Here is a 24398-nt window from a genome sequence, read left to right on the forward strand (position 1 = left end):
GTAAAGGCGGTCAGTCGAACGCGTTGCCCATCCGCTTGCGGAAGTCCCAGCTGTTCAGCCGGTCAGGGGTGATGCGCAGGGTGGCCTCCGCAATGTCGCGACCCAGCAGCCATCTGGCGAAGTCGCTTTCCGGGTCGCCGCCATGGCGGATCAGCAGGTCGCGCAGCCGGTCCTTGCCGTCGGGCAGGATCTCTGCCCGGCCCTGTCCGCGCACGCCGTAGTAGGGCGGTGCCTCCACCGAAACCTCGAAGGCGCAGGCATCGTTGTGGCGCAGCGCCCGGACGATGTCGGCCTGCATGGGGGAGGCGCACCAGATCGCCCCGTCCTCCCACGCGAACCAGACGGATACCAGCATCGGGCGACCGGATTCGGTGATGGCTGCCAGGCGCAGCGGAACGGTCGTCGAGGTCAGGAAGGCATCCGTCTCCGCGCGGCTCCAGGGGCCCTTGAGCTTCATGGCGTGAGCCCTTTCAGAAAGCCCGTCAGCGCGGCAACCACCGCCTCCGGCTGTTCCTGCTGCACCCAGTGCCCGGCGCCGTCGATCAGGTGCAGGCCCCGGAAGTCGCTGGTCACGCGCGGACCCTGCATGCTGTCGAGCGCCCCGGGAGACTGCTGGATGCCCCAGTCGGCGGCCCCGGCGATGAAGGTGCTGGGCACATCGATGGTGCGCCCGTGGAACAGCTCCATCTCGCCACCGATGGCCGGGTCGATGGCACAGCGATACCAGTTCAGCCCGCCCTGGAACCCGGTGCGGGCGTAGGTCTGCGCATAGACCGCGAGTTCGTCGTCGGGCAGCCAGTCGCATGCCGCGACCTGCTCCGGTGTCGGCATTTCCGGCGCAACGGTCTCCGGCATGGTCGTGCCCCGGTCCATGACGTAGTAGGTCGGCAGCTTGGCCAGTTCATCCGCTGTCCAGCCGGTCAGCGGAAAGGGGTGGTTGCCCGGCCAGTCGGCGCTCTTCGCGTGATAATAGGCGCGCAGGAAATCATGCAGGCCCTGCGGCGCATCCAGCATGTCGCGGTCAGCCTGCGGTTCCGAATAATACCATTGATAGTGCTTCCGGGGCCGGGCGAGAGCGGCCAGCGCCGCATCGAGATCGGGCTTCGCCGAACCCCGGTCCGGTGCGGGCGGTCCGGCATAGGGGGCGCTCATCAGGGCGACCGAGCGGAAGATGTCCGGTCGCAGCAGGGCGCAGTGCGCGGCGACGGGGGAGCCGAAGTCGTGGCCGACCAGCGCCGCGACCTGATCCCGGTCCAGCGCGGCCACCAGACAGACAATATCCCGCGCCAGGTTCATCATGCGGAAGCTGCGCACGTCGCCGTCGTAGCGCCCATCCCAGCCGGTGGTGCCGCCATAGCCGCGCTGGTCCGGCGCAATGACATGATAGCCTAGGGCCGCGAGCGGCAGCATGACCTTGCGCCAGCTCCAGGCCAGTTCGGGGAAGCCGTGCAGCAACAGGATCAGCGGGTCGGCCGGGTCCCCCGCCTCCAGCACCCGCATGTCCAGGCCGTTGATGCCCGGCAGGTCGCGGGTCCGGATTCCGTCGGGCAGTTTCATCGCGCAGGTTCCTGTACCGGTCGGTGTCGCGGCATTCTTGTACCGCGATGCCCGGCTTGCCAACCCGTCACGGTGTCCGGGTGACCCATGCGACGGGGATGGCCGTATCAGGGGTTCATCCGGTGCAGGGCTTTGCATGACCACGAAGAATCTGATCCTGATCATGGGTGACCAGCTCAGCCCGGGTCTGCCTGCACTGGCGGAAGCGGACCGGTCCCGGGATGTGGTGCTGATGGTGGAGGTTGCGGAGGAAACGACCTACGTCCCGCATCACCGCAAGAAGATCGCCTTCATCCTCTCGGCCATGCGCCACTTCGCGGCGGAGCTTTCCGGCGATGGCTGGCAGGTCGACTATGTGAAGCTTGATGATGCCGACAACACCGGCAGCTTCACGGGCGAGCTCGCGCGGGCGGCAGAGCGCCATGCGCCGGACAGGATACGACTGACGGAACCGGGGGAATGGCGCGTCGCGGAGATGGTCGCGGGCTGGCCGGATGCCCTCGGTCTGCCTGTGGATGTCCTGCCGGACAATCGCTTCCTCTGCTCCCGCGCGGAGTTCGCCGAATGGGCTTCCGGCCGCAAGCAACTGCGCATGGAGTATTTCTATCGCGCGATGCGCCGGAAGACCGGACTGCTGATGGACGGTGACACGCCAGCGGGCGGGCAGTGGAATTTCGACAGGGACAACCGGAAGCCTGCGGAGACCGATCTGTTCATGCCCCGCCCCCCGCAGGCCCGCCCGGACGATGTGACGAAGGCAGTGCTGGAGCTTGTGGCGGAGCAATTTCCCGACGGGTTCGGTGATCTGGAGCCGTTCTGGTTCGCCGTGACGCGGGAGCAGGCGGAGCAGGCCCGCGACCGCTTCCTGGCGGAGGCCCTGCCGCATTTCGGCGACTATCAGGACGCGATGCTGCAGGGAGAGGACTTCCTGTATCACTCCGTGCTCTCGCCCTGCATCAATGTCGGCCTGATCGATCCGCTCGACCTCTGTCGGCGCGTGGAGCGGGCCTGGCGGAATGGCGATGTGCCGCTGAATGCTGCAGAGGGGTTCATCCGCCAGATCATCGGCTGGCGGGAATATGTGCGTGGCATCTACTGGCTGAAGATGCCGGACTATGCGGAGGTGAACCATCTGGCGGCGGAGCGGGACCTGCCTGCCTTCTACTGGACCGGGGAGACCGGCATGGCGTGTGTCCGTGCCGTGGTCGACCAGACGAAGCGTCAGGCCTACGCGCATCATATCCAGCGCCTGATGGTCACGGGCACGTTTGCCTTGCTGGTGGGAATCCGTCCGCAGCAGGTGCATGAGTGGTACCTGTCGGTCTATGCCGATGCCTTCGAATGGGTCGAACTGCCGAACACGCTGGGCATGAGCCAGTTCGCGGACGGGGGGCTGCTGGGCTCGAAACCCTATGCCGCCAGCGGCAGTTACATCAATCGCATGTCGGACTATTGCGGCGACTGCACCTACAGCGTGAAACTACGAACGGGGGAAGGCGCCTGCCCCTTCAACGCGCTGTACTGGGATTTCCTTGCCCGCAATGCGGACAGGCTGCGCGGCAATCCGCGCCTGGGGCCGGTCTACAGCACCTGGGACCGGATGAAGGCGGAAACGCGTGAAGACCTGCGTGCCCATGCGGAACGCATTCTCGACCGTCTGGACACACTCTGAGCCTCAGAGGCCGAAGACCAGCAGGTACAGACCCAGCATCGCGGTGAGCCAGAATACGCCGGTGCCCGGTTTTGATGTCTGACTGACCAGCCCGCCGGGACCTCCCAACTGTCCGGCGACCCCGATCACGCTATTGACCCAGCCGCGCATGCCACCCGTCAGTGCACCGGAAGTCTCCGTGCCCCATTCCACTGTCGCGCGCCAGACCCGGTGCAGGGCGCGGCGGAAGATCCAGTCGGCGTCCAGCAGGGTCGAACGCATCTCGGCCGGGTAGAGGCCAGTTCGCATCAGCCAGGCAACACCCAGCCCCGAGAACAGCAGCAACTGCATCTGCGTCACGATGTGGGAGCCGGTATAGGGCTCGTAGTCCGTCTGATAGGGCAGGATGTCATAGAGGTAGCCCGGGAAGAGGCCGATGCCGATGCAGAGGGCCGCGGAGACCCCCATTGCCAGCAACATGTTGAAAGGTGCCTCGTTGCAGGTCTTCTGCGTCTGCTTCGGCCAGGCGAAGAACGCGAAGTAGGGAATCTTGATGCCCGTGGTGACGAATACGCCGACAGAGGCGAACAGCAGCATCGCCCAGACGAACCACATGCCTTCCCCGGCAGCCGCCGAGATGATGAGCGACTTGGAAACGAAGCCGGAGAACAGCGGGAACGCCATCGACGCCGCACCGACGATGCAGAATCCGGCCGTCATCGGCATGGATTTGTAGAGCCCGCCGAGTTCTGTCGCCTTGACGGTGCCGACCCGGTACAGGACCGCGCCCATCGTCATGAACAGAAGCCCCTTGTAGAGGATGTGGGAGAAGGCCTGGGCAGCGGCACCGTTCAACGCCAGTTCCGTGCCGATGCCGATGCCGATGACCATGAAGCCGAGCTGGTTGTTCAGGCTGTAGGCCAGCACCTTGCGCAGGTCGTTCTCCACCAGCGCGTAGAAGATCGGGAACGCGGTCATGACGACGCCGATCCAGATCAGTTCCTCCTGCCCCGGGAAGCCGCGCGCCAGGGTATAGATCGCCATCTTGGTGGTGAAGGCCGACAGGATGACCGTGCCCGTCACCGTCGCCTGCGGGTAGGAATCCTGCAGCCAGTTATGAAGCAGCGGGAAGGCAGCCTTGATGCCGAAGCCGAGGAAGATCAGCAATCCGCCCGGTGCGTCGAGACCGATGTTGCCGAACTCGACCGACCCCGTGCCGCGCCAGTGGATGATCAGCCCGCCCAGCAGCAGCACGCCGGAGGCAATCTGGACGATCAGATAGCGGATACCGGCACGGAAGCTGGCATCGGTGCGATTGGCGAAGATCAGGAAGACGGAGGTGACAGCCGTCAGCTCCCAGTAGATGAACAGGCTGATCAGGTCGCCGGCGAAGATGGCACCAACGGCCGAGCCCATGTAGGTCAGCGCGGCGACATCCTGCATCCGGTCGCGCACATGCAGGTGGAAGATTCCCGCGATCAGGGCCGCGATGTAGAAGATGTAGCCCCAGACCAGGGACAGGCTGTCGATACGGCTGCCGACCAGTTCGGCGCCGAACAGGGTCATGACCGCATGATCGCCGTTCGGCACGTCGATCAGCTGCCAGAAGCCGACAAACGGCAGCACCAGCATCAGGACCTTGCGGCCATGGTGCGGCAGCACGGCGGCGAGGACACCGCCGAGCAGCAGGATCAGTCCTGGCGGCAGATCAGTCCACATCATCGTCGTAATAGTCCTCATCCCGCATCACGGCCTTGCGCAGCAGTTTCGACAGCTGCACCAGAACGATGCATCCCAGCAGGCCGAAGAAGCCGTAGAAGTTCGGCAGGTACTCGACATCGAAATAGCCGTGCTTGTGATAGACATGCCAGAGCATGTCCGCGATGTCCGCCAGCCCCAGCAGCACGCAGAGACCGATCAGCACATGATAGAGCCGCTGCACCACCGCCGGACGGTCCAGGGCGTATTTCTCCGGCTCCCTGAAATCGGGTGACGCGCTCATTGGCCGCCTCCGGTCATGGTGATGGGCAGCAGGAAGTCGAAGATCTCCTGCGCCATGAAGAACAGCACGACGGTCAATGCCGCAGTGATGCAGGTGGCGATCAGGCAGGCCAGCGGCGCCTCCTGCACCTTCACGGGGCCGTCACCGGCACCCGGTGGCCGCAGCATGAAACCGCGCAGCGGAATCGGCATCAGATAGGCGACGTTCAGCAGCGAACTCAGGATCAGCACCCCAATGATGAACTGGAACCCGGCATCCGCGGCACCCACCATCAGCAGGAACTTCGACCAGGATCCGCCCAGTGGCGGAATGCCGATCACCGACAGCGCACCGATCATGAAGCAGAACATCGTCACCGGCATGATCCGCCCGATGCCCTTCATGTCGGAGATCTCCGTCTTGTGCAGCGCGACGTAGATTGCACCGGCGCAGAAGAACAGCGTGATCTTGCCTGCGGCGTGCATGGCGATGTGCATGCCGCCGCCGACGACACCCATTGCCGTGCCCAGCGCTGCGCCCAGGATGACATAGGAAAGCTGGCTGACTGTCGAATAGGCCAGCCTGCGTTTCAGGTTGTCCTGGTTCATGGCGATCAGGCTGGCGAGGGTGAGGGTGATCGCAGCGGCATAGATCAGCCAGTTGGTGGCGCTTTCCGTCGTGATCAGTTCCAGACCGAAGACATAGACAATGATCTTGATGACCGTGAAGACGCCGGCCTTCACCACCGCCACCGCATGCAGCAGGGCGGAAACGGGGGTCGGCGCGACCATGGCCGCGGGCAGCCACTTGTGGATCGGCATCAGCGCTGCCTTGCCGACGCCGTACATGTAGAGCGCCAGCAGCAGACCTGCCGACAGCCCCTGCACCTTGCCGGTCAAGGTTCCGCCCGGCACGAAGTCCAGGGTTCCGGTCAGGTTCCAGGTCCAGATGATCGCCGGCAGTTGCAGGCCGATGGAGGTGGCGATCAGGATGCCGAGATAGGTGCGGCCGCCACGCTTCGCGTCCTCCGTCCCCTTGTGCGTCACCAGTGGATAGGTCGACAGCGTCAGGATCTCGTAGAAGATGAACAGGGTCAGCAGGTTGCCTGCGAAGGCGATGCCGATGGCGGCACTGATCGACAGGGCGAAACAGGCATAGAACCGGGTCTGGCTGGTCTCCTTGTTGCCGCGCATGTAGCCGATGGAATAGATCGAATTGACGATCCACAGCGTCGACGCGATGGCGGCAAACATCATCCCCAGCGGTTCCACCGTGAAGTTGATGGTCAGGCCGGGCAGCAGTTCGAACAGGGTGACGGACGGGCGCGCGCCGGCCTGGATCGCGGGAAAGATCGACCAGACATTGATCGCGTTCGCCGTGGCGGTGACCAGCGTCACCGCCTCCCGCAGGTTCGGAATGCGTCCGGTCAGCACGATGCCGACCAGGCCGATGATCGGGATCAGCAGCGCAAGCTGGATATGGGTCTCGATGCTCATGGCGTGACCCCCAGCAGCGACTGCGCGGCGGCACGGGCAATATCAACGGAGTATCCGGTCTCCAGCCCGAAATAGAAGCAGCCGATAGTCAGCGCCCACAGCGGCAGCAGCATCGACAGCGGTGCCTCCGTGATCTCCTGATTGGCAGCGGGGTCGCGGAAATAGGCCACCTCCACGATGCGCCAGACATACATCACGGCGAGCAGGGAACTGGCGAGCACCATGGCGGCAATCGCGTAGCCCGCCGTACCGTGCTGCAGGGCCGCCAGGATCAGGTACCACTTGGAGATGAAGCCGACGGTTGTCGGCACGCCGATCAGGCTGAGGCCCGACAGGACGAAGGCCAGCGTGGTGAAGGGCATGGTCTTGCCGATCCCGGCCAGCCTGTCGATATGCATCGATCCGACACGCAGGAAGAATGCACCCGCGGCCATGAACAGGGCTGCCTTGGTGATCGCATGGTTGAACAGATGCACGATACCGGCGGTCAGGCCGTCGACGCCGCCCAGGCCGATACCGGCGACCATGTAGCCGATCTGCGCGATGGACGACCAGGCGAGCAGCCGTTTCAGGTCTGTCTGGAAGATCGCGACGGTCGAGCCGACAAGGAAGGCCACGACCGCGAAAGGCAGAAGCAGGGTGGCGAAATCGAGATCGGCGAAGGCCGGAATCTCGCCGAAGACAGTGAACTGGAACCGCAGCAGAACGTAGATCGAGACCTTGGTGGCCGTCGCCGACAGGAACACACCGACCGCACTGGGACTGTAGGCATAGCCGTTCGGCAGCCAGAAATGCGCCGGGAACAGGGCGAACTTCAGCGCGATGCCCACTGTCAGGAAGGCGGCGGCGGCCCTGACGGATGTGGTGTCGGATACGGGCCCGAGACGCTCGGCCAGGTCGGCGATATTGAGGGTGCCGGTCATGATGTACAGCAGGCCCACACCGATCAGGATGAAGGTCGCGCCCAGTGTGCCCAGCACAAGATACTGGAACGCCGCCGTCAGCGCCCGTGGATCACGGCCTGAGGCGAGCAGCATGTAGGTGGAGAGCGAGGATATCTCCAGGAAGACGAAGATGTTGAAGGCATCGCCGGTGATCGTGATGCCGAGCATCCCGCAAAGGCACAGCAGCCATCCGGCATAGAACAGGTGATGCTTGTCGCGTGGCACCTCCCGCTCCACCGACCGCAGGGCATAGGGCAGGGCGATCAGCGAGATACCGCTGACGATCAGCAGCACGAAGGCATTGATCGTGTCGACCCGGTACTCGATTCCGAAGGGCGGCGCCCAGCCACCCATCTCGTAGGAGATCACGTCACCGCCAAGTACCTGCATCAGCAGGTTCGCCGAAATCCAGAACGTCGCGGCGCTGACCAGCAGGGCAAAGGCCCAGGGACCATTGCGGAACCTCAGGAAGGTACAGATCGGGGCCGCGACCATGGGCACCACGACCTGCAGCGCGGGCAGGTTGGCCATCAGGCTGAAACCGGCGCTGGCGGCGGTGCTCATGCCTCTTCAGCCCGCATCAGCTCTTCCTCGTAGAGCGCTTCGGCCTCGGCAATCTCGTCTTCCTCGACGGTGCCATAGGCTTCCTTGATCCGCACGATCAGGGCGAGTCCGATGGAGGTCGTGGCGATGCCCACGACAATGGCGGTCAGGATCAGCACGTGCGGCAGGGGGTTGGAGATCGGCTGCGTCAGACCATCCCCCAGGATCGGCGCGGTGCCGCCCCAGATCTTGCCGGAGCTGATGTAGAGCAGGAAGACACTGGCCTGGAAGATGTTCAGGCCAACGACCTTCTTCACCAGGTTGCCACGGCTCATCGCGATGTAGACCCCGGCCGTCATCAGGATCGCGAAGACGTAATAGTTGAACTGACCGAGCCACTCCATCATTGCGGCGACCCCGTCATTTCTTCCTCATCCTCGTCATCTGCCTCGTCGCTTTCCAGTTCGCGCGTGACCTGCAGGCGTCCCGCGAACTGATAGAAGATCGTGATCATGACGGCGGCGACGGTCACGCCGACCCCGAACTCGATGATCAGGATGCCCAGGTGCTGGCCATGCACCGGATCGTGGCTGTCCAGCGCGCTGTAGTTCAGGAACTCGGCCCCCAGCAGCAGTGTCGCGACCCCCACCCCGGCGTAGATCAGCAGGCCGAATGCGACCAGGAAGGACACCAGACCCGGCGTGACCACCCGGCGGGCCCGGTCGAGGCCGTAGATCAGCGCATAGAGGATGATGCCAGCCGCGAAGATCACCCCAGCCTGGAAACCGCCGCCGGGGCCGAAATCACCATGGAACTGGACATAGAGACCAAACAGGAGAATGAAAGGAATCAGCAGCTTGGCGAGGATGCGCGGGACCAGATGCTCGATCATCAGGTGTCATTCCCCTGATCATCACCGTTCCGCCGACGGCGCCGTCGTGCGCCGATGACCGGCATGGAGGAGAGCAGCATCATCACGCCGATTCCAGCCGTGAAGATCACCGTGACCTCCCCGAGCGTATCGAAACCGCGATAGCTGGCGAGGACGGCGGTAACGATATTGGGGACATCGATCTCCACTGGAGTCCGTTCGATGTAGTAGGGCGCGACATGCACCTGAGTGGGCGTGCCTGCCGCGCCGACGTCCGGCATGTCCTGCATGCCCCAGAGCAGCACGGCACCCGTGACCAGTGCCACGAGCATTGGCGTGAACTGGAACCGGAAGGGAATCTTCTCGCGACGGCTGTCGATCAGGGCCAGTGTTCCCAGTGACAGGATGGTGGAGACGCCTGCACCCACAGCCGCCTCCGTGAAGGCGACATCGACCGCATCCAGCAGGGTGAAGACCATGGCCATCAGCAGGCTGTAGATGCCGGCCAGCATCACGACGCCGAACAGGTTGCGCAGCCGGATGATGCCGAAGGTCACCACCAGCAGCAGACCCAGCAGGACGACGTTGATCAGGGCTTCCCACTCGCCGACACTCATGCCTTGTCCCCTTCACCATCGGTCAGGTCATGATCCAGCTTCGGCTTCTGCGCGGCGAAGAAGGCCGCGTGTCCGATGGAGTAGGACGCGATGGGGCTGGTGAACCAGAGGAAGATCAGGACGAGCAGCAGCTTGACCGCAATCAGCCATTCACCGGCAACCAGCGACGGTATCGCCAGTCCGGCCAGAACCAGGAAGGTGGCGAGCGTGTCTGTGATGCTGGCGGCATGCAGACGGGTGTAGACGTCCGGCAGGCGCAGTGTGCCGTAGGCACCGACGACCGTCAGGAACGCGCCGGAGATCACCAGCACGCCGGAGGCAATGACGTGCCAGTCCATCATGACCTCACCCGGGACTGGCCGAGGTCGCGGTACCGGAAGTACTTCAGCACGGCGATGATGCTGATGAAGTTCATCAGGGCATAGACAAGGGCCAGGTCCAGAAATTCGGGCCTGCCCGCCAGATAGCCCATGACGGCGAGCAGCAGCACGGTCTTGGTGCCGAACATGTTCGCGGCCATGACGCGGTCCATCAGTGTGGGGCCGAGCAGCGCGCGGATGATGGCAAACAGCATCGCGACGAGCAGTCCCAGTGCGGCAACACCGTAGATCATGGTGTCTGGTCCTCCTGCGCCCGCCGATGCAGCCGGTCGCTTTCCAGCGCGGCGCAGCGGCGATTCATGTCATCGCTCAACACGCCTTCCGCTCCCTCCCGCGACAGGGAGTGGACCAGGATGCCCTTGCCGTCGTCGATGTCGATGGACAGGGTCCCCGGCGTCAGGGTGATCGAGTTGGCGTAGATGACCCGGCCGAGGTCGGTGCGCTGCATCGTCCGGGAGCGCACGAGCGTGGGGGAAATATCGGGATTCGCACGCAGCAGGCGGCGGATGACGTCGATATTCGCCTTCACGATCTCGATGAAGAGCCAGGGCCAGTAGACGATGATGCGCCAACCCAGTTCCAGCGGCGTGCCTTCATGATCCACCACGTCCATGCGCCAGGCGATCAGGACGCAGAGCAGGCAGGAAGCCGCACCGAGCCAGAACAGCAATGCGTGGTCGTAGATGCCTGACAACAGGAGCCATGTCGCGGCCAGAACGACCAGCAATCCCAGAGCTCGACCCACGAATGCCCCCTCCTGACGCCTTGTTTCCGGCCCGACGTTTCGATGGCCGCAACCTAGCTTGACGATAGCCAGTGACGCAACAACGGAGCAGGGGCGTGATGGTGATCACGGTATTGTTTGTCCCCACGGCACCGGACTGTTAGCCTGAAAGAAAAGCGTAACAGGCAGATGGTAGCGCGATGTGGGGGAATGAGGCAGGGGAACGCACGATAGATGCGGCTGCGATGGAAGTGCGCGGTCACCTCAAGTGGTTCAATTACGTAAAGGGTTACGGCTTTGTCACGGCATCGGACGGGCGGGACGTGTTCCTGCATCTGTCATGCCTGCGCAAGGCGGGACTTTCATTCATCGATGAGGGCGCGGAGATCTGGTGCGAGGCCACGGAAGGCCCGCGCGGCCTGCAGGCGCATACGGTGCTGCAGGTCCGTCCGGCCAATCGGGAGGCCGTCGACCAGACCCCCCAGCAGATGCAGGCAGGCAGCCCCGCGGTTGCATCCGCAAACCCGTCCGGTTCCGATTCGGTCGCTCCGGGTCGTGGTCGCGGGTCCGGTGCGAATGATGATTCACCGCTGGAGGAACATGTCGCCACGGTGAAATGGTTCAACCGCATTCGGGGCTATGGCTTTCTGAGCATCAGCGACGATGACCCGGATGTCTTCATTCACATCGAAACACTGCGGCGCGTCGGCCTGACCGTCGTGCAACCGGGGGAAACCCTGCGTGTGATGGTCCAGCGCAGCCAGAAGGGCTTGCTGGCGCGGGAGATCAGGCTGAACGCACAGGGCGCGGACTGAAGACGCGGACCTGAGATGCGGGTTCGAGGCGCGGCGGGGTTCAGTCGGCGTGTGACAGGATGTTGAGCAGCCTGCCGAAGGGGTCGCGGACATGGAACCGCCTGACACCCCAGGGTTCCCTCACGGGGCCGTATTCGATCTTCACGCCTGCTTCGACCATGCGCTGGTACAGCCCGTCCAGATCATCCACCTCGATCGACAGATCCGGAACCCCGGTGCCTGACCCGCCACCGGATGCGAAGCTGACCTGCTGCGGCGAACCGGGGGCGGTGGCGAAGGTGCTGATCCAGCCCTGATCCATGACCTTCACCAGACCCAGAATGTCGCCGTAGAAGGAATCCGCATCTCCGGGACAGTCGGTCGCGATGTTCGCGACGATCCGTTTCACGCTCAAATCTTGGTCTCCTTGTCGCCCAGCGCCTCGGCCAGACGCGCAACGGCACTGCCCGGTCGCAGGGGTTGCTGCTGCGACGCGTCAGGGGTCCAGCCGGTAATCTGGATGACCTGAAACGTTGCCGGGACGCGACCATCGGGGCCGGCGAACTTCTCCCCGTAGAGTGCCATGGCACGCATCAGGGTCTCCCGGCGCAGGAAGGTGTGGCGTCGCTGGTGAACCACATTCTGCTCCCCCATGCCGCGCAGGTCCTGCAGCAGACGGAACGGGGTGCCATAGCTGACCGTGATCGTGTCGCTGTCGGTGACCGGCAGGGCGAACCCGGCGCGCTGCAGCAGTGCCCCGGCATCGCGGATGTCGGCAAATGGCGAGACCCGCGGGCTGACGCCGTTCTCGATCTCCAGTTCCGCGTCCATCAGGGACTGGCGCAGTTCGAAAAGGGTATCGCCGCCAAGGATCGCGACCAGCAGCAGCCCGTCCGGTTTCAGGGCCCGGCGCAACTGGACCAGCGCGCCCGGCAGGTCATTCACCCAGTGCAGCGACAGCACGCTGAAGACCAGATCGACGGACGCTTCGGCAATCGGCAGGAACTCCTCGTCCCCCACCAGTCCCGGTCCGGGGGCCGCGAAGGCAGGTGCAAGATCCATCGTGATCCTGCTCTCGACCTTGCGCCCCGGGCCGACCAGTTCCGGCGGCAGACCGCCGCGTCCGCCGACAACCAGCGCCCGCGCGAAGGTCCGGTCCACATCCATCAGACGGTCAGCCAGCCTTTCGGCAACTTCCCGAAACAGGAAGCCGTGCGCGTCAAAGCCCGACGCCGCCCGCGCCCGGTGTCGCCGGTGCAGCGCGCGATCAAAGACGTCCATGCCTTCGGGAACCGTGTTCATGGCGTGCAGCATATGCCGCCCGGCGTCATGCGTTGCAACCATCCTGCCCCTGTCGGACAATCGCCGGATGGAGCAGGCCGCGATCAGGGCAGGGGCGAGGCAGTGGGCGCGCAGGGCGCTTGACCTGCTGTTGCCACCGCAATGCCTTGCCTGCGACCGGCAGGTGGCGGAACCGGGTCGGCTGTGCCCGCGCTGCTTCAGCCAGATCGACCTGATCACGGATCCGCTCTGTGCCCTCTGCGGTCTGCCGTTCGAGTTTGCGGGCGCGCCGGAGCGAATCTGTGGCGCCTGCGCCGCAGACCCGCCGCCCTTTACCCGCGCCCGTGCTGCCGCCCGCTACGACGACCGAATCCGCGACGCGCTGCTGGGCTTCAAGCATGGTGACCGGACAGATCGGGCGGTGGGGCTGGCCCGGCTGGTGGCGCGTGCCGGTCAGCCCTGGCTGGCACAGGCGGATATCGTCACCGGGGTGCCGCTGCATCCGCGCCGCCTGCTGCACCGACGCTACAACCAGGCGACACTGGTCGCGGACCTGCTGGCCCGGGATGCCGGTGTGCCGGGCGTGCCGGACCTGATGCTGCGCACCCGCCCCACGCGCACCCAGGGCGGGTTGAGCGGCGCGGGACGGCGCCGCAACCTGCGCGGCGCCTTTGCCGTCAATCCGGCGCACAAGGCGCGCGTTTCCGGGGCGCATGTGGTTCTGGTCGATGATGTGATCACCACCGGCGCGACCGTTTCGGAATGTGCCCGGGTCCTGAAGCGCGCGGGCGCGGCGGAGATCACGGTGCTGGGGATTGCCCGCGTTGTCCGGACTGGACATGCGACCTATATCCAGTCGAAATGATCTGAACGGGTCGCGGCGGAGAACTGACCGCCGACCTTCACGAAGGAGAGCCGCACCATGAGCAACGTTGTCCTCTACACCACCGGTCTCTGCCCCTATTGCTACCGCGCCAAGAAGCTGCTGGACCGCAAGGGCGTGAGCTATGAGGAGATCGACGTGATGTTCACCGCGGGCAAGCGCGACGAGATGATCCAGCGCTCCGGCCGCCGCACCGTGCCGCAGATCTTCATCGGCGAGACCCATGTCGGGGGCTTCGATGACATGGAGGCGCTGGATCAGGCCGGACGTCTCGATCCGTTGCTGCAGGGCGCGGCGTGAGCGATACCTTCCTCGCCGCCTGCATCCAGCCGAACACCGGCACCGACTGGGAAGCCAACCTGAGCGCCTGCACGGGCTGGATCGAGCAGGCTGCCGCTGACGGTGCCCGCTACATCCAGACGCCGGAGGTGAGCAACTTCATCTACCGCCGCCGTCAGGACACGATGGCCAATACCCATGCGGAGGCGGATGACCCCTCGCTGAAGGCCTATCGCGATCTGGCCGCCCGACTGGGGGTCTGGATCAACATCGGTTCCCTGGCGCTGAAGGGGGAGGGGGAGCGGCTCGCCAACCGGTCCTTCCTGATCGCGCCGGACGGGGCCATCGCCAACCGCTACGACAAGATCCACATGTTCGACGTGGAACTGCCCTCCGGTCAGAAGTTCATGGAATCGCGGGCCTATCAGCCGGGGGAGCGGGTGAACGTCATTGATGTCCCCGTTGCCGGCGATGTGGCCATGAAGCTGGGCATGACCATCTGCTACGACATGCGCTTTCCCCACCTCTACCGTGACCTCGCCAAGGCAGGGGCGGAGGTGCTGACCATGCCGTCCGCCTTCACGGCGGAGACCGGCAAGGCGCACTGGCACGTGCTGCTGCGCGCCCGCGCCATCGAGAACGGCTGCTTCGTCATCGCCGCCGCCCAGACAGGCGCTCATGACGGTGGCCGGGAGACCTATGGCCATTCCCTGATCGTCGATCCCTGGGGCGTGGTGCTGGCCGATGCCGGAACCGATACCGGCTATGTCACCGCCGAGATCGACCTGGCGAAGGTCACCGCGTCGCGCCAGTCCGTGCCGTCACTCGGCAACGACCGGGCCTACACCCTGACGGATTGACGACCGCTTCTATCGGCGTCCACCGGCGATCTTCACCGCATCCGGGTGCGCGCGCAGGCGGGCCATGGCGAGGAAGCCCAGCAGTGGTCCGACGGCGATGGTCCAGAAGGCCCATTCCCAACCGATCAGTGCGACCACTTCCGGCAGCATGTGGATCGGGATCAGGGTCAGCAGGAAACCGATGCAGGTCTGGGCCGTGACCATGGTGCCCACCCGCTCCGGGTCCGCCAGTTCCATGACGCTGGAGGAAAACTGTGCCGAATCGGCGATCACCACCACGCCCCAGAACAGGCAGAACAGGGCCAGGATCCACGGCGGGCCGCCGAACAGGAACCCGGCGACCAGACAGCATCCGGCACTGAGACCCATGGCGGACATGGTGACGGCCGTGCGCCCGATCCGGTCCGCCAGCCAGCCGCCCAGCAGTGCGCCGATGGCACCCGCCCCCAGCACGCCGAAGGTCAGCAGGGATGCGTTCAGCCCGACACGCGGGTCGCCCGCCCCGTACCAGCGGCTGAAGGAGGCATTCAGGAACACCACCATCCAGCCCCAGACGGCATAGAGCTCCCACATGTGGCCGAAATAGCCGAGGTTGGCGAGACGCAGGGCGCGGTTGCGCCAGGCTTCCAGTACCGCGGATGGCTTGAAGGCGGCGCGGCGCATCGCGTTGGGGCCGAGTGACATGAACTGCACCAGCACACCGCCGGTCAGGGCCGCGGCGCTGGTCACCCCGAGGGTCAGCCGCCAGTCGATCCCGGCGAGAAAAGCCTGAGCCAGATGCGGTGCACCGGACCCCAGCGTCAGGGCACCCACCAGCAGACCGGTCAGCAGCCCCATGTCCGCCTTGGCCCAGGTCGCGATCATCTTCATGCCGACGGGATAACAGCCCGCCATGCTGATCCCGATGCAGAACCTCAGCACCGGCACGAGGGGCGAGGCCGGATCGATCCAGATCAGGGAGGCATTGGCGGTGCAGGCGATGAGGGCTGATGCGCCGAAGAACAACTGCGGCCGCCAGCGGTCTGCGAGGCCGAGGATGGCGCTGATCAGCGTGCCAATGACGAAGCCGATGCTGAGCATCGACGTATAGAGCGATGCCTGCAGGGAGGTGATTTCCGTCTCCGCCCGGATCGCGGGCAGGGTTGCCGCGCCCGAGAACCAGACACTCAGCACCAGAACCTCCGCCAGTGCCAGCAGCAGCACTGATCCCCATTTTCCGCTCATCCGATTCCCCCCCGTGCGCACGCTGGCACCATGTCACGATAGGGGTTTGCCGCAGTTTTGGAAATCCTGCCCGGTCGCGGGTCAGGCGGCCTTCCGGGCCTGCAGCACGCGGAAGGTGGCGGAGACCAGTGCGCAGGGTTCACCATCCGCCGTGACCTGACCCTGGGCAATGTCCACCTTGCCGCCGGACTTGATGTAGATCGGGCGGAATTCGAGCCACTGGCCGATCTGGGCGCTCTGCACGAACTCGAGATTCAGCGTGATCGTCACCAGGCTGCTGCCGTCGTTGCGCCGCTGGCGGCACGAATGACCCAGCGCATTGTCGGCGAGGGCGGAGATCAGGCCGCCATGGACGAAGCCGCGACCATTGCAGTGCTGTTCCCCCGCGCGCAGTCCGATGACAACCGCCTCATCGGTGACGCGGGACCAGAGCGGTTCCCATGGATCGGTCAGCGGACTCTTGCGGAAGTGCGGCAGGAAGCCTTCCGGCACGTTGCTTGTTGTTGCCTGTGTCATCTCAGGTTCCTCTGCTGGCTGGATCGGCTAGTCGGGTGGCCAGGAAGTCGCCCGCTTCCAGAAGGGCATCCGTCGAGCGTGAGGCGCGCGACAGGGTCATCGCACCGTCCAGCAGCGACTGCGCCATGCGGGCGTTGCGCCGGGCATGTCCCGGGGCGAAACCGCGGGCAATGAACAGGTCCGTGAAGGCGCTGCTGATTGCCCCGCTGCCTGTCTTCAGGGCTTCGGCGATGTCGGCTTCGTGCGGCACGACCTCATTGGAAAGCACCGTCAGCAGCGGCCCCTCCGACCAGCCCGTGCGTTTCAGCCAGGAGGCGCGGGCGCTGGCCATGCCGCGCAGCAGACCGGGCAGGGTCCGCCTGCTCGTGGCGGCGCGATGCAGGGCATCCGTGACTGCCTCGACCATGTCTTCCACCGCAGCGACAGCCAGCCCGGACTTGCCGGTCGGGAAATGGTGATAGAGCGACCCGCGCGGCGCGGACGCCACCTTCAGTACCTCCGCCGTCCCCACCGCCGCATAGCCGCGTTGCTGGACAAGGTGGGTGAACGCCCGAATCAGACGGTCCCGCGTCGGGGCTGTCCGGGTTCCGACAGTTCCGGCGTCGGCGTGAATGCCATCGACAATGCTCAAGATGCGTTCCTCTGGACTGATTAGTCCATTATTAGACTGATCAGTCCAGATGCGTCAACGGTCCGTCACTCCGGCAGCTGCCGTCTGCTGCGGGGCGGGGTATAGCGCTCCACCTCGAAGTTCACGGCCACCATCCAGTCGGCATAGTCAGGCTGGATGCGCTTCGCCACCTGGATCAGCTCCTGACGGAATGGTCCTTCCAGCGGCGCCCCGCGTCCCGGCCAGATACGGAACTTCAGGCGCAGGAAGCTACGGCCTGCCCGGGTGCTGAGCCGGTCCATCACCTCCGGCGCCGCGCGGAAGATGCCGGGATACTGCTCGATTGCAGCCTCCGCCATCAGGCGTACCTCGGCCTCCATCCGCTTCGCGAGTTCGGCATCCTCGGGCAGGGAAAAATCCACGAAGCAACGGACGTAGCCACGCGGATAGCAGACCACGTTGACGATGGAGCGGTTGGGCACGAAGACCTCCGCCCCCAATGGATTGCGCAGCACGGTGAAGCGCATGCCGAAACGTTCCACGACACCGACCTGGCCACTGACCTCGATCACGTCGCCGATGTCGAACAGGTCCGTGAAGATGATGGTCACGCCGCTGACCACGTCCTGAACGATGCCCTGCGAACCGAAGGCGACGGCCAGGCCGATGATCGACGCGCTGGCGACGTAGGTGGAGAGCGGCACACCGGCTTCGGTCAGCACGAAACCGAAGGCGGCGAAATAGAGCGCGAAGACAATGCTGCTGGAAACCAGGCTGATCAGCGTCACCGCCTTGGTGGACCGCCGGGCAACCCGGCTGCGCATGGCGCTGGTGCTGACATGGCGCAGCAGCCGCACGAACAGATGCACGCAGACGACACCGACCAGTGCCACCAAAACCCGTTCGGTGGATGACAGATCCTGCAGTGCCTCGCTGAGTAGGCTCATCGGCTCAGTCGAATTCGGGATCGCCCTTCATCATCCGCAGCGGGTCATAGGTCATGACCACATCGCCGTTCTGGTTGATTACCTTGTTGTCGGTACGCACCAGCGCCCGGTTGCCCTTGCTGGCCTGCTTGATCTCCGTCACCACACCCTCGACGTGGATCGTGTCACCCGCATAGGTCGGGCCGGTGACATTGACCTGACAGCCGAGGAAGGCGAGGCCGGTGCGCGCGATGGTCGCCGGAATGACCAGCCCCTCCGCCATCGACATGACCAGGGCGCCGGGTACGAGGCGTCCGGTGAAGTTCGTGTGCTCCTGCAGGTACCAGTCGCTGGTGAACAGTTCCTCCGTCATGCCGACCATGCCGGTGAAACCGGTCACGTCCTCGCCGCGGATGGTGCGGGTCTGTGTCTTGAAGGCCCAGCCGACCGACCAGTCCTGCCAGTAGAAGCCATGTCCCAGTAGTTTCATCGTCTCAGACCTTCACTTCCTTTTTCTCCCGCGCGGCGCCGGCGGTCAGCATCGTCTCGATGGTGGCGGTGTCATAGCCGAGCTCGGCCAGCACTTCCCGCGTCTGCTCCCCCAGGTGCGGCGTGTGCCGCCTGACGGACACCGGGCTCTTCTCGAAGTTCACCGGGAACTTCATGGTGCGCAGTTCACCCTCCGTCGGGTGGTCATAGTGCTGCCAGAAACCGACCTGTTCCAGATGCGGATCGACCAGCAGGTCCTCTGGCGTGTTCACGCGGGTGCAGGGGATGCCATGCGGCTCCAGCTTCTGCAGCCATTCATCGGTGGTCAGCGCCCCGGCCAGTTCCGACAGGGTGGAATAGACTTCCTCGATATGGGTCTGCCGCGCGGCGAAGCTGTTGAAGTGCGGATGATCGACCAGGTCCTTGCGGCCCGCGGCCTCCAGCACCACGGCCCATTGCCGGTTGTCGTAGGGCAGGATCGCGACCCAGCCATCCTTCGACGGATAGGGTTTGCGCCAGGGGGTCATCAGCCGCACGTACTTGGTGGGGCCATCCGCATCGGCATAGGTCGCGCCGTCCAGATGCTCCACCATGTTCATCCCGACCATGGTCTCGAACATCGGCACCTCGACGAACTGGCCCTCGCCGGTGCGTTCCCGGTGCAGCAATGCCGCGACGACCGCGTTGCAGGCCATCAGGCCGCAGGTCTTGTCGGCCTGGATGAAGCTGACATAACGCGGCTGGTCCAGCAGCGTGCCCTGGATCGAGGCCCCGCCCGAGGCAGCCTGGATGATGTCGTCGAACGCGGTCTTGTGGCCGTAGGGACCGCTTTCGGAGAAACCATAGGCGCCGACATAGACCAGGTTCGGATTGACCGCCTTCAGGTCCTCATAGGCGATGCCGAGCTTGCGCACCGCCTGCGGGCGCAGGGCGTGGATGAAGACATCCGCTGTCTTCACCAGGTCCTTCATCGCCGCCAGCCCCTCCGGCTGCTTCAGGTCCAGGCAGATGGAGCGCTTGTTGCGGTTGCAGTTCAGGAAACAGCTGGCCATGCCTGCGTTGCGTGTCGTGCCGATGGCCCGGGCCAGGTCGCCCGCCGGTTCCTCCACCTTGATCACGTCCGCGCCCAGATCGCCCAGCATCTGCGATGCCAGCGGACCCAGCACGATGCGCGTCAGATCGACGACCCTGTAGCCCGCCAGCGGTCCCCTGTTCTCCGTTTCCAGAGCCATTTCATTCTCCCCATGGTCCGTTGTCGCGTAGCGGCATCGCCGGCCACGCCCGTCCATCCGGTTCCTGCCCGCATGGGCAGGAACCGGACAGGTTTCCGGCCTGATCAGCCTGCGGAAGCGCCGGCCATGACGCCGCCATCGACCACGAAGACCTGGCCCGTGGTCCAGGACCCGGCCGGGGCGGCGAGGTAGACGGCGATGCCGGCCAGATCCTCCGGTTCACCCAGGCGGGCCATGGGCGTTCCCGCCAGCCGTTTCGAAGACCGCTCCGGATCGGTCCAGAGGGCCTTGGCAAAGTCGGTCTTCACCAGGCCCGGCGCGATACAGTTGACGCGGATATTGTCCTTGCCGAACTCCACCGCCAGGTTGCGCGCCAACTGGAAGTCCGCCGCCTTCGAGATGGCATAGGCCCCCAGTGCCCGGTCGCCCTTCAGCCCGCCGATGGACGAGACGATGATGAACGCCCCGTCCTTGCGGGCCTGCATGCCGGGGATCACCATCTGCGCCAGCCAGAGGTTCGACTGCACGTTGCAGGTCATGATCTTCTGGAAGGCATCATCGGGGATATCGAGGTTGGACCCCATGAAGGGGTTCACCGCCGCATTGGCCACCATGATGTCGATCTGGCCGTAGGCGGCTTCCGATTCCCGGACCAGCTTCTCCAGATCCTCCCGGTTGGTGATGTTGCAGGAGATCGCGGTGGCGTCGCCGCCGTCGGCCCTGATCCCGTCAACCACCGCCTGGCAGGCATCCAGCTTGCGGCTCGCCACGACGACCTTCGCCCCATGGGCGGCCAGCGCCTGCGCGATGGCCTTGCCGATGCCCTTCGAGCCGCCGGTGACGACCGCGACCTTTCCCGTGATGTCGAACAGATGCTTCATCGTTCAGCGTACCTTTGCCGCCGGACGGCTGAGGCAGCGGCCAGCGAATTCGGCGACGTTCGGCACTGCGGAGAAATCGAACTTGGCCATCTTGCCCCAGGCGAGCACCGCCGCGACGTTCAGGTCAGCCACGGAGAAATCGTCGCCCACCAGCCACTTGTGGTCAGCCAGGTAGGTGTTCAGCACCTCCAGCGGCCAGGCCAGGTCCTTCAGCGCCTGTTCGACGACCTTCGGATCCCTCTGGTCTTCGGGCAGCATGGCGGCGTGGAACAGGTAATTCAGCATGGGCTTCTCGACCTCGGTCATCACCCAGAACGACCATTCCAGAACCTTGGCCTCGCCCACCAGATCGGTCGGGATCAGCTTGCCGTGCTTCTTGGCCAGATAGATGTTGATGGCGCAGGATTCACCCATGCCGATGTCGCTGTCCTTGATCGCAGGCACGCGACCGGCCCGGTTGATGGCCAGATACTCGGGCTTGCGGCAGTCGCCGCCACGGAAGTTGATGTCAGCCTCGTGGTCGAAGTCGATGCCCAGTTCGCCCGCCATCCAGAGCGTGCGCATGGCGCGCGAAGCGGCCGGACCCAGAATTGTCAGTTTGCTCATTTCTCTCCCTCCCCTTTGAGGACCCTATCGGTCGGCGGCATTTGATCCGGCGCGGGGGCCGAGGTCAACGACCGCCGACGCAGGCGCATGTCCGCCCACTGCATGAGCAGGATGCTGCCCAGTACCAGAACACCGCCCAGCGCCTGCAATGCGCCGAGCACTTCGTCGAACAGCACCCAGGCCTCTCCGATGGAGGTCAGGGGCTGGATATTGGTCGCCATGCCGGACTTGAGTGCACCGATATGCGATATGGACCAGAGGTACATGGGCATGGCCGAAGCCTGCAGTACCGCCACACCGAAGACTCCACCCCAGCCACCGGCCGTCTCCGGGAACCGTACATCCGCGACGAAGATGCCGATGAGCACCAGAACCAGAAGCGCGGTCCAGCTGAAGTGAAACGTCATCAGAAACACGTTCACTTCACGGAAATGCCGGGCCACCAGGACCGCGTTCGTGGCGGTCGCGAAGGCGGCGACGAGGGAGAAGACGACACCCCGCCAGTCGCTGTCGCCGACCGAACTGCCCAGCATCAGCGCCAGGCCGACAAAGGCGAAGACGATGGAGAACAGTTTCAGCGGGCTGGTGGGCTCGATCCGCAACACGGTGACGATGACGGCGATGATGACGGGAAAGGTGAAGAACAGCAGGGCGGCAAGCCCGACAGAGATGAACTCCACCGCACCGATATTGCCGTAGGTCATGGCCGACATCAGCACGCCATTGAACATGGCCAGCGGCACCAGCTTTCGCGGCAGGCCGAAGCCGCTGCCGCGATAGAGGATGAAGGCGGCCATCAGCGTGGTCATCAGGATACTGCGGACACTGGCGACGACGACGCCGCTGGCGCCGCCCTCGTAGGCGAAGCGCGCGACGGCGACCGCGCTGCCCAGGAAAATTCCGGCCAGCAGCGCCAGCGCCAGGCCGGTGATTTCGGTTCGGTCCTTGCCCACGTGATGTGTCTCCCCCCGACGCAGGTTCGCGCGTCAGGCAGGGGGAAGGCAATCACCTATTCAGTCAGGGCTGACCTGATCCGTGGATGTCCTCGTGGTCAGTCGGAGCGGACGACCGGTCCGCCGGGGCGGCGGATCGTGATGTCGCCGGGGTCGCGGGTGGCCGGTGTGCTTGATGCCGCCCGTGAAGCGGCGCGTCGCGGCCCACCATTTCGGCCCTGTCCGGGCTGGCGGTCGCGCGGCCATTCCTTCTGCGAAGCCAGAACCCAGAGTGCGATCAGGCCGATCGGCGGAATGATGGCCGTCAGGCCCCAGAAACCGCTGTATCCGGCCTTTGACGCTATGCGCCAGCCGAACCAGGCAAGGATGAAGACCACGGGCGAGCCGGGCAGCAGCAGATGTTCCATCAGAGGCGATCCCTCACCCGGTCGAACTCATCGAAAGGCCCGGTGATCCGGCCTTCACCGGACGGCCATGTCCTGAAGGCGATGAAGCCCAGAGCCAGCGGCAGCCCCGCGAAGGGGATCAGTGCATAGAGCGAGATCGTCGGGCTGAGACCCGCACGATCACAGATTCGCCAGAGCGGCAGGACGAACAGGATACCCACGACGACCATCCAGCCCAAGAAGCCAATTTCAAACACCTGATTTCCCCGGTTGTTCCGTTTCAGGTGAGATAGGGACGCAAAGCGGCGATTTCATCCCCCCGCCCGCGACAACGCGATGCTTGAGGGGGGCTGGGCACCCTGCTAGATGGCATCTCCACCCCCGCCGCTGCCCCGCCACGGAGAGCCTCATGATCCCGCGCTATTCCCGCCCCGACATGGTGAACATCTGGTCGCCGGAGAACCGTTTCCGCATCTGGTTCGAGATCGAGGCCCATGCGACCGATGCCCAGGTGGCGAACGGTATCGTGCCCGCGGATGCGGCGAAGGCGGTCTGGGACCGGGGCGGCTTCGACGTGGACCGGATCGACGAGATCGAGCGGGAGGTGAAGCACGACGTCATCGCCTTCCTGACCTCCCTGGCCGAGCATGTGGGGGAGGAAGCCCGCTTCGTGCATCAGGGCATGACTTCCTCCGACGTGCTGGACACCTGCCTGGCCGTTCAGATGACGCAGGCGGCGGACATCCTGCTCGCCGACATCGACCAGTTGCTCGCCGCCCTGAAGAAGCGGGCGATGGAGCACCGGATGAGCGTCAAGGTCGGCCGCAGCCACGGCATCCACGCCGAGCCGACGACCTTTGGCGTGACGCTGGCCACCTACTACGCCGAGTTCGCGCGCAATCGGGAGCGGCTGGTGCAGGCCCGCGCCGAAGTCGCGACCTGCGCCATCAGCGGCGCGGTGGGCACCTTCGCCAACATCGACCCGAACGTCGAAGCGCATGTTGCGGAGAAGCTGGGCCTGACGGTGGAACCGGTCTCGACACAGGTCATCCCGCGCGACCGCCACGCCATGTTCTTCGCCGTCATGGGAGTCATAGCCTCTTCCGTCGAGCGGCTGGCGACGGAGATCCGGCATCTGCAGCGGACGGAGGTCCTGGAGGCGGAGGAATATTTCTCGCCGGGCCAGAAGGGCTCCTCCGCCATGCCGCACAAGCGCAATCCCGTGCTGACCGAGAACCTGACGGGGCTGGCGCGCTATGTCCGCGCCCAGGTCATCCCGGCGATGGAGAACGTGGCGCTCTGGCATGAGCGCGATATCTCGCATTCATCCGTCGAGCGCATGATCGGTCCCGATGTCACTGTCACCCTGGACTTCGCGCTGGCGCGGCTGTCGGGCGTGGTCGAGAAGCTGGTGGTCTATCCGGAGCGGATGCTGGCCAACATGAACCGGCTGGGCGGTCTGATCCATTCGCAGCGCGTGCTGCTGGCCCTGACCCAGGCGGGTGTCAGCCGTGAGGACGCCTATCGTCTGGTGCAGCGCAACGCCATGAAGGTCTGGGAAGCGGATGGCAAGGCCGATCTGCTGGCCCTGCTGAAGGCGGACCCGGAGGTGAGTGCGGCGCTGAGTGATGAGGCCCTGGAGTCCATGTTCGACCTTGGCTACCACCTGAAACACGTCGATACGATCTTCGCGCGCGTGTTCGGGGAGTAGGCA

The 24398-nt window shown here is 64.9% G+C and carries 31 protein-coding genes; 6 read left to right on the forward strand and 25 right to left on the reverse strand.

What is annotated here, in order from left to right; genetic code table 11:
- Positions 1 to 10 precede the first annotated feature (10 nt).
- On the reverse strand, positions 11 to 457 hold the full coding sequence (locus QGV55_RS04655; RefSeq protein ID WP_281018013.1) for a pyridoxamine 5'-phosphate oxidase family protein: 447 nt from the start codon (positions 455 to 457) through the stop codon (positions 11 to 13).
- Positions 454 to 1557, reverse strand: coding sequence for an alpha/beta hydrolase (locus QGV55_RS04660; protein ID WP_281018012.1), 1104 nt, complete (start codon positions 1555 to 1557; stop codon positions 454 to 456). The genes QGV55_RS04655 and QGV55_RS04660 overlap by 4 nt, the downstream gene beginning before the upstream one ends.
- A 136-nt stretch (positions 1558 to 1693) precedes the next feature.
- Between QGV55_RS04660 and QGV55_RS04665 the strand changes: the two genes are divergently transcribed.
- The gene (locus QGV55_RS04665; RefSeq protein ID WP_281018011.1) at positions 1694 to 3229 is read left to right on the forward strand and encodes a cryptochrome/photolyase family protein; all 1536 of its coding nucleotides are present in this window, start codon (positions 1694 to 1696) and stop codon (positions 3227 to 3229) included.
- A 3-nt stretch (positions 3230 to 3232) separates the two neighbouring features.
- On the opposite strand, the gene QGV55_RS04670 is transcribed toward QGV55_RS04665, so the two are convergent.
- From QGV55_RS04670 to QGV55_RS04715, 10 genes are read right to left on the reverse strand one after another with little or no spacing between them, the layout of a single operon-like run.
- Positions 3233 to 4930 (reverse strand): Na(+)/H(+) antiporter subunit D, encoded by a 1698-nt coding sequence (locus tag QGV55_RS04670; protein WP_281018010.1) that lies wholly within the window; start codon positions 4928 to 4930, stop codon positions 3233 to 3235.
- Positions 4917 to 5210, reverse strand: a complete 294-nt coding sequence (locus QGV55_RS04675) for a hypothetical protein (protein WP_281018009.1) — start codon at positions 5208 to 5210, stop codon at positions 4917 to 4919. Before QGV55_RS04675 ends, QGV55_RS04670 begins: the two co-directional genes overlap by 14 nt.
- Positions 5207 to 6685, reverse strand: coding sequence for a proton-conducting transporter membrane subunit (locus tag QGV55_RS04680; protein WP_281023711.1), 1479 nt, complete (start codon positions 6683 to 6685; stop codon positions 5207 to 5209). The genes QGV55_RS04675 and QGV55_RS04680 overlap by 4 nt, the downstream gene beginning before the upstream one ends.
- The gene (locus QGV55_RS04685; protein WP_281018007.1) at positions 6682 to 8193 is read right to left on the reverse strand and encodes a monovalent cation/H+ antiporter subunit D family protein; all 1512 of its coding nucleotides are present in this window, start codon (positions 8191 to 8193) and stop codon (positions 6682 to 6684) included. Before QGV55_RS04685 ends, QGV55_RS04680 begins: the two co-directional genes overlap by 4 nt.
- Positions 8190 to 8579 (reverse strand): cation:proton antiporter subunit C, encoded by a 390-nt coding sequence (locus tag QGV55_RS04690; protein WP_281018006.1) that lies wholly within the window; start codon positions 8577 to 8579, stop codon positions 8190 to 8192. The genes QGV55_RS04685 and QGV55_RS04690 overlap by 4 nt, the downstream gene beginning before the upstream one ends.
- Positions 8576 to 9064: a Na(+)/H(+) antiporter subunit B gene (locus QGV55_RS04695; protein WP_281018005.1), complete on the reverse strand. Its 489-nt coding sequence runs from the start codon at positions 9062 to 9064 to the stop codon at positions 8576 to 8578. Before QGV55_RS04695 ends, QGV55_RS04690 begins: the two co-directional genes overlap by 4 nt.
- On the reverse strand, positions 9064 to 9660 hold the full coding sequence (locus tag QGV55_RS04700) for a DUF4040 domain-containing protein (protein WP_281018004.1): 597 nt from the start codon (positions 9658 to 9660) through the stop codon (positions 9064 to 9066). The genes QGV55_RS04695 and QGV55_RS04700 overlap by 1 nt, the downstream gene beginning before the upstream one ends.
- Complete coding sequence (gene mnhG, locus QGV55_RS04705; RefSeq protein ID WP_281018003.1) at positions 9657 to 10001, reverse strand: monovalent cation/H(+) antiporter subunit G; 345 nt, start codon at positions 9999 to 10001, stop codon at positions 9657 to 9659. The genes QGV55_RS04700 and mnhG overlap by 4 nt, the downstream gene beginning before the upstream one ends.
- On the reverse strand, positions 9998 to 10273 hold the full coding sequence (locus tag QGV55_RS04710; protein ID WP_281018002.1) for a monovalent cation/H+ antiporter complex subunit F: 276 nt from the start codon (positions 10271 to 10273) through the stop codon (positions 9998 to 10000). Before QGV55_RS04710 ends, mnhG begins: the two co-directional genes overlap by 4 nt.
- Complete coding sequence (locus tag QGV55_RS04715; RefSeq protein ID WP_281018001.1) at positions 10270 to 10785, reverse strand: Na+/H+ antiporter subunit E; 516 nt, start codon at positions 10783 to 10785, stop codon at positions 10270 to 10272. The genes QGV55_RS04710 and QGV55_RS04715 overlap by 4 nt, the downstream gene beginning before the upstream one ends.
- A 179-nt stretch (positions 10786 to 10964) precedes the next feature.
- On the opposite strand from QGV55_RS04715, the gene QGV55_RS04720 reads away from it, so the two are divergent.
- Positions 10965 to 11579 carry a cold shock domain-containing protein gene (locus QGV55_RS04720; protein ID WP_281018000.1) on the forward strand — a complete coding sequence of 205 codons (615 nt, stop codon included), beginning with the start codon at positions 10965 to 10967 and terminating at the stop codon, positions 11577 to 11579.
- A 40-nt stretch (positions 11580 to 11619) separates the two neighbouring features.
- On the opposite strand, the gene QGV55_RS04725 is transcribed toward QGV55_RS04720, so the two are convergent.
- Complete coding sequence (locus tag QGV55_RS04725) at positions 11620 to 11973, reverse strand: VOC family protein (protein ID WP_348637633.1); 354 nt, start codon at positions 11971 to 11973, stop codon at positions 11620 to 11622.
- Complete coding sequence (locus QGV55_RS04730; RefSeq protein WP_281017999.1) at positions 11970 to 12860, reverse strand: methyltransferase domain-containing protein; 891 nt, start codon at positions 12858 to 12860, stop codon at positions 11970 to 11972. The genes QGV55_RS04725 and QGV55_RS04730 overlap by 4 nt, the downstream gene beginning before the upstream one ends.
- Here QGV55_RS04730 and QGV55_RS04735 point away from each other — a divergent pair.
- From QGV55_RS04735 to QGV55_RS04745, 3 genes are read left to right on the forward strand one after another with little or no spacing between them, the layout of a single operon-like run.
- Positions 12859 to 13704: a ComF family protein gene (locus QGV55_RS04735; RefSeq protein WP_281017998.1), complete on the forward strand. Its 846-nt coding sequence runs from the start codon at positions 12859 to 12861 to the stop codon at positions 13702 to 13704. The two genes, QGV55_RS04730 and QGV55_RS04735, sit on opposite strands and share 2 nt — an antisense overlap.
- A gap of 57 nt (positions 13705 to 13761) precedes the next feature.
- Complete coding sequence (grxC, locus tag QGV55_RS04740) at positions 13762 to 14022, forward strand: glutaredoxin 3 (RefSeq protein ID WP_281017997.1); 261 nt, start codon at positions 13762 to 13764, stop codon at positions 14020 to 14022.
- Positions 14019 to 14861 (forward strand): carbon-nitrogen hydrolase family protein, encoded by an 843-nt coding sequence (locus QGV55_RS04745; protein WP_281017996.1) that lies wholly within the window; start codon positions 14019 to 14021, stop codon positions 14859 to 14861. The genes grxC and QGV55_RS04745 overlap by 4 nt, the downstream gene beginning before the upstream one ends.
- A gap of 9 nt (positions 14862 to 14870) precedes the next feature.
- On the opposite strand, the gene QGV55_RS04750 is transcribed toward QGV55_RS04745, so the two are convergent.
- The 11 genes from QGV55_RS04750 to QGV55_RS04800 form a co-directional block, all read right to left on the reverse strand.
- Entirely contained in the window at positions 14871 to 16085 is a 1215-nt protein-coding gene (locus QGV55_RS04750) for an MFS transporter (RefSeq protein WP_281017995.1), read from the reverse strand.
- An 81-nt stretch (positions 16086 to 16166) separates the two neighbouring features.
- A complete protein-coding gene (locus QGV55_RS04755; RefSeq protein WP_281017994.1) occupies positions 16167 to 16601 on the reverse strand; it encodes a PaaI family thioesterase in 435 nt (144 codons plus the stop codon).
- 1 nt (position 16602) lies between these two features.
- Positions 16603 to 17232 carry a TetR/AcrR family transcriptional regulator gene (locus QGV55_RS04760; protein WP_281017993.1) on the reverse strand — a complete coding sequence of 210 codons (630 nt, stop codon included), beginning with the start codon at positions 17230 to 17232 and terminating at the stop codon, positions 16603 to 16605.
- A gap of 65 nt (positions 17233 to 17297) precedes the next feature.
- A complete protein-coding gene (locus tag QGV55_RS04765; protein ID WP_281017992.1) occupies positions 17298 to 18158 on the reverse strand; it encodes a mechanosensitive ion channel domain-containing protein in 861 nt (286 codons plus the stop codon).
- A gap of 4 nt (positions 18159 to 18162) precedes the next feature.
- Positions 18163 to 18627 (reverse strand): MaoC family dehydratase N-terminal domain-containing protein, encoded by a 465-nt coding sequence (locus QGV55_RS04770; RefSeq protein WP_281017991.1) that lies wholly within the window; start codon positions 18625 to 18627, stop codon positions 18163 to 18165.
- 4 nt (positions 18628 to 18631) lie between these two features.
- Positions 18632 to 19858 carry a CoA transferase gene (locus QGV55_RS04775; protein WP_281017990.1) on the reverse strand — a complete coding sequence of 409 codons (1227 nt, stop codon included), beginning with the start codon at positions 19856 to 19858 and terminating at the stop codon, positions 18632 to 18634.
- Between the two features lie 104 nt (positions 19859 to 19962).
- Positions 19963 to 20739 (reverse strand): SDR family oxidoreductase, encoded by a 777-nt coding sequence (locus QGV55_RS04780; protein WP_281017989.1) that lies wholly within the window; start codon positions 20737 to 20739, stop codon positions 19963 to 19965.
- Between the two features lie 3 nt (positions 20740 to 20742).
- Positions 20743 to 21345 carry a glutathione S-transferase family protein gene (locus QGV55_RS04785; RefSeq protein ID WP_281017988.1) on the reverse strand — a complete coding sequence of 201 codons (603 nt, stop codon included), beginning with the start codon at positions 21343 to 21345 and terminating at the stop codon, positions 20743 to 20745.
- A complete protein-coding gene (locus QGV55_RS04790) occupies positions 21342 to 22298 on the reverse strand; it encodes a DMT family transporter (RefSeq protein ID WP_281017987.1) in 957 nt (318 codons plus the stop codon). Before QGV55_RS04790 ends, QGV55_RS04785 begins: the two co-directional genes overlap by 4 nt.
- A 98-nt stretch (positions 22299 to 22396) precedes the next feature.
- Positions 22397 to 22705 carry a hypothetical protein gene (locus QGV55_RS04795; RefSeq protein ID WP_281017986.1) on the reverse strand — a complete coding sequence of 103 codons (309 nt, stop codon included), beginning with the start codon at positions 22703 to 22705 and terminating at the stop codon, positions 22397 to 22399.
- Positions 22705 to 22905 (reverse strand): hypothetical protein, encoded by a 201-nt coding sequence (locus QGV55_RS04800; protein ID WP_281023712.1) that lies wholly within the window; start codon positions 22903 to 22905, stop codon positions 22705 to 22707. Before QGV55_RS04800 ends, QGV55_RS04795 begins: the two co-directional genes overlap by 1 nt.
- 188 nt (positions 22906 to 23093) lie before the next feature.
- Here QGV55_RS04800 and purB point away from each other — a divergent pair, with 188 nt between their 5' ends.
- Complete coding sequence (purB, locus tag QGV55_RS04805; RefSeq protein WP_281017984.1) at positions 23094 to 24395, forward strand: adenylosuccinate lyase; 1302 nt, start codon at positions 23094 to 23096, stop codon at positions 24393 to 24395.
- Positions 24396 to 24398 lie beyond the last annotated feature (3 nt).

Source organism: Minwuia sp. IMCC3009, assembly GCF_029909415.1.
Taxonomy (GTDB): domain Bacteria; phylum Pseudomonadota; class Alphaproteobacteria; order Minwuiales; family Minwuiaceae; genus Minwuia.